The 5505-nt window shown below is 47.1% G+C and carries 5 protein-coding genes and 1 pseudogene; 4 read left to right on the top strand and 2 right to left on the bottom strand.

Annotated elements, in window-relative coordinates; genetic code table 11:
- A pseudogene (locus tag B3O33_RS02670) lies at positions 1–306 on the top strand (aminotransferase); the annotation flags it as partial.
- Positions 307–392: 86 nt separating this feature from the next.
- On the top strand, positions 393–596 hold the full coding sequence (locus B3O33_RS02665; RefSeq protein WP_292362129.1) for a winged helix-turn-helix domain-containing protein: 204 nt from the start codon (positions 393–395) through the stop codon (positions 594–596).
- On the opposite strand, the gene B3O33_RS02660 is transcribed toward B3O33_RS02665, so the two are convergent.
- A complete protein-coding gene (locus B3O33_RS02660) occupies positions 593–1165 on the bottom strand; it encodes a Tll0287-like domain-containing protein (RefSeq protein ID WP_292362130.1) in 573 nt (190 codons plus the stop codon). The two genes, B3O33_RS02665 and B3O33_RS02660, sit on opposite strands and share 4 nt — an antisense overlap.
- A gap of 22 nt (positions 1166–1187) precedes the next feature.
- On the bottom strand, positions 1188–1388 hold the full coding sequence (locus B3O33_RS02655) for a YgaP family membrane protein (protein WP_292362131.1): 201 nt from the start codon (positions 1386–1388) through the stop codon (positions 1188–1190).
- Positions 1389–1541: 153 nt separating this feature from the next.
- On the opposite strand from B3O33_RS02655, the gene parE reads away from it, so the two are divergent.
- Entirely contained in the window at positions 1542–3440 is a 1899-nt protein-coding gene (parE, locus tag B3O33_RS02650) for a DNA topoisomerase IV subunit B (RefSeq protein ID WP_292362132.1), read from the top strand.
- A gap of 14 nt (positions 3441–3454) precedes the next feature.
- On the top strand, positions 3455–5505 hold a 2051-nt coding region (gene parC, locus B3O33_RS02645; protein ID WP_292362874.1), incomplete at its 3' end, for a DNA topoisomerase IV subunit A.

Raw genomic sequence — 5505 nt, 5'->3', positions numbered from 1 at the left:
CAGTTACTGGTTTACCTGCAACAAAGCTATGAGTGGGTAAAACAGTTTTTTGCTGTACATTTACCCAAAATCAGGGTGTTGCCATTACAATCGACCTATCTTATATGGCTGGATTGTCAGGCTTTGCTGCTGAATGACAAACAACTGCGAACTTTTTTTGTTCAGCAGGCTGGTGTGGCGATGAATCCAGGCGTGATGTTTGGTGATGCAGGCAGTGGTTTTATGCGCATGAATATTGCAGCACCGCGATCTGTGATTGAACAGGCTTGTCAGCAAATTATTACAGCCTGGGAAAATATGCAATGAAGCATTCCAGTCAACAAGCCCTAAATCAGGTGATGAATTATCAGATGATTAGGTAATGAAGTTATTTCAATAATGTGAGGTTTAATATGCAGCAGATTATTGGTGATGCCGCAGGGGAAATCTGGAAGTATCTCAAAAAGAATGGCGCCACAAGCACCTCTAAATTAGCAGCAGAATGTGCTCTGGACAGTAAGTCGTTTCAGCGGGCTGTAGGCTGGTTATGCCGTGAAGATAAACTCAGTTTGACGCAAAAAGGCCGTAGCGAAATTATCGACCTTAAAGAACGTTAATCTGCCGGTAAACCTTCCTTCACGGTAAACGCACCGCGGACACTGCCGACACTGAATCCTGTTGCCTGATCTTCGGGGTACAGTTTTTTCAGCTCTGCCTTTATGGGGTCAGGTATTTTTTCTCCGTGGCAGGATATGCAGACCAGGTCAGTGCCAATAGCCTTCATCAGTCGCCATTGCTTAATGCCATCGTTATCAACCTGCTCACTGAATGTGAGCTTTTTAACCGTTTCGCCTTTTTCCAGTCGTTTTTCGAAATTCCCCAACACCCTGGCTTCCCATTCATCAGCCTTATTTTCAGGATTTCTTACTTTCAGTGCGGTGCGACTCACATCAAGATTGTATTTTGCTGAAACCTGCTGAGCTACTTTAGGAGCAATATCCTTGCAGACCCCTATGGTTTTTACAGAACCATCGGTTTGCATTGATAACATCAATGCGGATTTGAGCGTTTCAGCAAATTCTTTTATCGCCTGATTAGCCTGAGTTTTAAATTCCTTTGCGTCATCAGCCTGAACTGAAAAGGCAAAAAACAGAAATGGGATAAAAACTATCTGCCGAATATTCATAACCTTGCTCCACGTCGGGTCATTAAAATGCGTTGCCTTGTGACAGGCCAATTTTTTTGAGCAATTTTGCCATCGGACAAAAACCAGTAAAAGCTGCCTGAAGCATATTTATACCCACAACTGCAGTGAACCACAGCCAGTAAATATGATGCAACTGTGAAAGCAATAAACTTATCAGGATAAAACTTCCAGCCAAAGCAAAAACCATTTTATCTGTATTCATGTTGTTTCTCTCTATAATTAGTTGTTACTAATATTAGATAGCAATTATATGTGATGCAAGCTTAGTTATTTCATCGCCGTGCTCTAGATGCTTGTACATCCGGCTTTTATCCTGCTAACCTTCGGGCAACTTGATTTTTTTGACTAAGAGAAAATGACCAATATCTACGACGCTTCGGCAATTGAGGTTCTAACGGGATTGGACCCGGTCAGAAAACGACCCGGCATGTATACCGATACCACAAGACCGAATCATCTGGCTCAGGAAGTCATTGATAATAGCGTCGATGAAGCCATTGCCGGTCATGCGACAAATATCGAAGTCATCCTGCATCCTGACAACTCGCTTGAAGTCATTGATGATGGACGCGGTATGCCGGTGGATATTCACCCTGAAGAAGGTGTGCCGGGTGTTGAAGTTATTCTGACCCGCCTGCATGCCGGTGGTAAGTTTTCCAATAAAAACTACCGTTTCTCAGGTGGTCTGCATGGTGTCGGTGTCTCTGTTGTTAATGCCTTATCCAAACGACTGGAAGTCAATATTCGCCGTGATGGCATCAGCTATAGCATTGCATTTGAAAATGGTCTGTTGGTTGAGCCTTTAACCGAAACCGGGACGGTTGGCAAAAAAAATACCGGTACCAGTGTCAGGTTCTGGCCGGACACCAGTTTCTTTGATGCACCGAAGTTTCTCGTCTCACGTCTGCGTCATGTTTTACGAGCCAAAGCGGTATTATGTCCCGGTTTAGTGGTTACCTTTGAAGATTTAAGTGGTGCCGAAAAACAAAATGATCGCTGGTGTTATGAAGATGGTTTAAACAGTTATCTCGCCAATGCGATGACTGATTTGCCATGTGTGCCTGCGAAACCATTTGTTGGCCATTTTGCCGATGAAAATCAAGAAGTCGATTGGGCATTGATGTGGCAACTTGAACCAGCCGAAGTGATTGCGGAGAGTTACGTCAATCTGATTCCTACGGCGCAGGGCGGCACTCATGTAAACGGTTTGCGTTCCGGCCTGCTGGATGCTTTACGGGAATTTTGTGAATTTCGCAGCTTGCTGCCCCGCGGTGTCAAACTTTCTGCTGAGGATATCTGGGAACGCTGCAGTTACGTGTTATCCGTTAAATTGCAGGATCCCCAGTTTTCCGGTCAAACCAAAGAACGTTTGTCCTCCAGACAATGTGCCGGGTTTGTTGCAGGTGCAGTAAAAGACTCATTCAGCTTATGGCTTAATCACCATATTGAAGATGGCGAAAAGATTGCTGAACTGGCGATTAGCAATGCACAGTCACGGTTAAAACAAGCCAAAAAAGTGGTGCGTAAACGCGTTCAGTCCGGCCCGGCATTGCCAGGTAAACTGGCGGACTGTACGTCACAGGATCCCTCACGTACCGAACTGTTTCTGGTCGAAGGGGATTCTGCTGGTGGCAGTGCCAAACAAGGTCGGGATCGGGTATTTCAGGCCATTATGCCGCTGCGTGGAAAGATTCTGAATACCTGGGAAGTCGAAGCTTCCCAAGTGCTGGCCTCCCAGGAGGTTCATGATATTGCTGTGGCAGTAGGCGTTGATCCGGGGTCGGATGATCTTACCGGTCTGCGCTACGGCAAAATCTGTATTCTTGCCGATGCTGACTCGGATGGCGCGCATATCGCCACGCTGTTATGTGCCTTATTTGTCCGTCATTTTCGTCCATTGGTTGAAGCCGGACATATCTGCGTGGCGATGCCACCGTTATATCGAGTCGATGTGGGTAAGCAGGTTTTTTATGCACTGGATGATGAAGAACGCCAGATCATTCTGGATCGTATCGAACGGGATAAAATCAAAGGCAAAGTCAGCACCCAGCGCTTTAAAGGTCTGGGGGAAATGAATCCTTTGCAATTACGTGAAACCACCATGGCACCGGATACTCGCCGTCTGATTCGTCTGACCATTGATGCTGATGACGATACCTTTATGACCCTTGATAAACTGCTGGCTAAAAAACGGGCAGGGGATCGTAAGGTCTGGCTGGAACAGCATGGCGATTTGGCTGATGGTTTAATCTGAACTGAGAATTTTAAATGAGTGCATTAGTCGACGATCTGGAACAGCAACCGCTTAGAGAGTTTACCGAAAAAGCGTATCTGGGTTATTCCATGTACGTCATTCTGGATCGGGCCCTGCCACATCTGGCGGATGGTCTGAAGCCGGTGCAACGTCGCATTGTATATGCGATGTCAGAACTGGGTCTCAGTGCGGTTTCCAAACACAAAAAATCCGCTCGTACGGTGGGTGACGTTTTAGGTAAATATCATCCGCATGGTGATTCGGCCTGTTATGAAGCCATGGTATTGATGGCGCAGCCATTCTCCTACCGTTATACCCTGATTGATGGTCAGGGTAACTGGGGTTCGATGGATGATCCCAAATCGTTTGCCGCGATGCGGTATACCGAAGCACGTCTGGCACCGTATGCCCAAACCCTGTTAACTGAGCTGGGGCAAGGCACGGTTGAATGGATGCCTAATTTTGATGGCACCATGGATGAGCCACAACTGCTACCGGCTCGTCTTCCCAATGTATTATTGAATGGTGCCACCGGTATTGCGGTGGGTATGGCAACCGATATTCTGCCGCATAACCTGCGGGAAGTGGTCAATGCCTGTCTGTTGTTACTGAAATCACCGAAAAGCACATTAGATGATTTGCTAACCGAAATTCAGGGACCGGATTTCCCCACAGGCGGCGAAATTGTTTCATCACAAGCAGAAATTCGCCGGATTTACGAAACAGGTCATGGTTCGATACGCCAACGTGCCGCTTATAAAGTCGAAGACAATGAAATTGTGATTCATGCACTGCCATATCAGACTTCCGGTGCCAAAGTGCTGGAACAGATCGCCGCACAGATGAATAACAAAAAGCTGCCAATGGTGGCGGATTTACGGGATGAATCCGATCACGAACAGGCGGTTCGTCTGGTGATTGTGCCGCGTTCCAATCGGGTGGATATTGAAAGTCTGATGTCACATCTGTTTGCGACTACTGATTTGGAACGCAGTTATCGCGTCAATATGAACATGATTGGTCTTGATGGCCGGCCGCAGGTGAAAAATCTGCTGCAGATGCTCAGCGAATGGCTGACCTACCGCATTCAAACGGTACGTCGTCGTTTGCAGTTCCGGCTGGATAAAGTGCTGGATCGCATGCATGTGCTGGAAGGTTTATTGATCGCCTATCTGAATATTGATGAAGTCATTGCCATTATCCGTCACGAAGATGATCCCAAAGCGGAGCTGATGGCCCGATTCAGTCTGAGTGATCGTCAGGCCGAATCGATTCTTGAATTACGTTTACGGCATTTGGCCAAACTGGAGGAAATGAAGCTCAAAGGCGAAATGGATGAGCTCAGCAAGGAACGTAAATCACTGGAATTATTACTGAGCTCGGAAACCCGTTTGAAATCGTTGATCCGCAAAGAGTTGACAGCCGATGCTGAAAAATATGGTGATGATCGGCGCAGTGAAATCAAACAACGTGATGCGGCCAAAGCGCTCAGTGAAACCGAGTTATTACCGACAGAACCGTTAACTATTGTGCTCTCAGCCAGTGGCTGGGTGCGTGCTGCCAAAGGCCATGATGTGGATCCGGGATCGCTAAATTACCGAACCGGGGATCGCTATCTGGCCTCGGTGAAAACCCGCAGTAATCAGCAAGTGGTGTTTCTGGATGAAAGTGGACGCAGTTATTCTCTGGCGGCGCATACCTTGCCATCAGCAAGAGGGCAGGGAGAGCCATTAAGCGGGCGCTTGCAATCTGCCCCCGAAGTAAGGTTTATTGCCGTAATTGCTGCCGAAAATGATCAGATGGTGTTGCTATCCAATACGGCAGGTTATGGTTTTGTGACCCGCTTTGATAATTTACTGGCCAAAAATAAAGCGGGCAAAGCCCTATTTAATCTGCCGGAGAAAGCGGCATTGTTGCCACCACTGGTGTTGGATACCAAGACGCCACAGCAACTGGCTGTAGCTGCTGGTGATGGTCGTTTGCTGGTGTTCCCGATCAGTGAAGTGCCAGAATTAAATAAAGGTAAAGGCGTACGGCTTATCAATATTCCGCAGGCTCGCTTTAG

This window comes from Methylophaga sp. UBA1464 (genome assembly GCF_002325665.1).
Taxonomy (GTDB): Bacteria; Pseudomonadota; Gammaproteobacteria; order Nitrosococcales; family Methylophagaceae; genus Methylophaga.
The sequence above is the reverse complement of the archived record's forward strand: the minus strand, read 5'-3'. Positions and strand labels throughout refer to the sequence as shown.

Coding starts and splice junctions, on each gene's coding strand:
- B3O33_RS02655 (WP_292362131.1), bottom strand. CDS start 1,388: ATGAATACAGATAAAATGGTTTTTGCTTTGGCTGGAAGTTTTATCCTG.
- parE (WP_292362132.1), top strand. CDS start 1,542: ATGACCAATATCTACGACGCTTCGGCAATTGAGGTTCTAACGGGATTG.
- B3O33_RS02660 (WP_292362130.1), bottom strand. CDS start 1,165: ATGAATATTCGGCAGATAGTTTTTATCCCATTTCTGTTTTTTGCCTTT.
- B3O33_RS02665 (WP_292362129.1), top strand. CDS start 393: ATGCAGCAGATTATTGGTGATGCCGCAGGGGAAATCTGGAAGTATCTC.